Origin of the sequence: Neobacillus soli NBRC 102451 (assembly GCF_001591665.1) — a bacterium.
Taxonomy (GTDB): Bacteria; Bacillota; Bacilli; order Bacillales; family Cytobacillaceae; genus Neobacillus; species Neobacillus soli.
In genome coordinates, this window is the sequence record NZ_BCVI01000122.1 from 1 (window position 1) to 1,524 (window position 1,524).

Below are 1,524 nucleotides of genomic sequence, written 5' to 3' on the forward strand. Positions count from 1 at the left end.
GTACCGAGATTCCTAAGTACAGAAACCTATCGGTCTCTAATTGATTAGGCGATCCCTGTCGCTCCGACAGTTAGAAGTCTCACGGCTTCATTTTTAAGATTAATACTTGCGTTAATATCTCGATCATGATGGGTGTGGCACTTTGGGCATTCCCATTCACGCAATCCAAGATTTTTAACGTCTTTGTTTTTATAACCACAACCGGAACATAGTTGACTGGAAGGAAAGTTTTTCGCTACTGTCACTACTTGTTTCCCATACCATTTCGCTTTGTATTCGATCATGGTTTTGAATTGTGACCAAGACACTTCACTGATTGCTTTGGCAAGATTGTGGTTTTTGAGCATGTTACTTATTGATAAATCCTCCATTCCGATGATGTCGTGGCTTTTGACAACCTCGGTAGAGATTTTGTCTAAGTAATCTTTTCTTGCATTAGCAATATATTCGTGAATACATGCTACTTTCCTTTTTGCTTTATACCAGTTTGCACCGCCTATTGTTCTCCTGCTCATCACTCGTTGTGCTTTGGCTAATTTTTCTTCTAAGGTGCGAAAAAACTTTGGATTGGAATAGACCGTTTCATCTGAAAGAATGGCAAAGTCTTTTAAACCGACATCCATTCCAATGGCCGAATTGGTTTTAGGCAATTCCGCTACTTCGGTTTCTGATGATAAAGAAACAAAATATTTACCAGAAGGGTTGCGTCTGACTATCGCACTTAAAATACGCCCCTCTACTTCACGGCTTTTCGCAAAGCGGACATTCCTTAGTTTTGGCAGTTTAATATAATGGTCAATGACCTCAATATTCCCATTCGTATGTTTGGTGGTATAGGATTGAACAGGATTTTTTTTTGACTTAAATCGAGGTTGTTTGTTTTGCTTTTTGTAATAGCGATGATAGGAATCAGCCAAATTCTCGACAGATTTTTGCAAAGCGATACTATCTACTTCTTTTAAGAATGAGTAGTGCTTCTTTAATTCTGGAAGTGACTTGACTGTTTCATATTTGTTCAAGTACGGACCTCTCCAATGGTTGGCTGGAAGTTGTCCATTTTGAACCATCTCATCAACGATATACCAATAAGCATCTTTCGCTTTTTGTTTTCCAAGAAAGAAATTGAATACGAATCTTGTACATCCAATTGTTTTATTGATGAGTTCCGTCTGTTTTTTGTTGGGGAATATACGAAATTTGTAGGCTTTGTTTACTAACATGACTTTCACCTCCTCGTATATTGTCATATACATATTATACCATTTTTTTGATATTAGTTGTATATTATCTTAGGAGTGAAATGGAAAAACAAACTGTAATATTACGATTTCTTAAAACTCTTTTAGATAGAGTTGAATCATACAAAGAAGAAATGGGTTTGGTACACGTACACAAAGGATTTTTCACTTACTACAAGTAGCACTCGAGCTGTCGGCCAATTGAGATGGCAAGTGAGCCATCCCTTGTCCGAAGCCGATTCATCTCACGACTGAAGTCACGAGTGTTCTCGGCTATTGCATAAAG

1 protein-coding gene is annotated in these 1,524 nt (G+C 37.7%); it reads right to left on the reverse strand.

Annotated elements, in window-relative coordinates:
• Positions 1 to 44: 44 nt before the first annotated feature.
• Positions 45 to 1,220 (reverse strand): IS200/IS605 family element RNA-guided endonuclease TnpB, encoded by a 1,176-nt coding sequence (gene tnpB / locus BSO02S_RS25920; protein ID WP_066074909.1) that lies wholly within the window; start codon positions 1,218 to 1,220, stop codon positions 45 to 47.
• Positions 1,221 to 1,524: the final 304 nt, after the last annotated feature.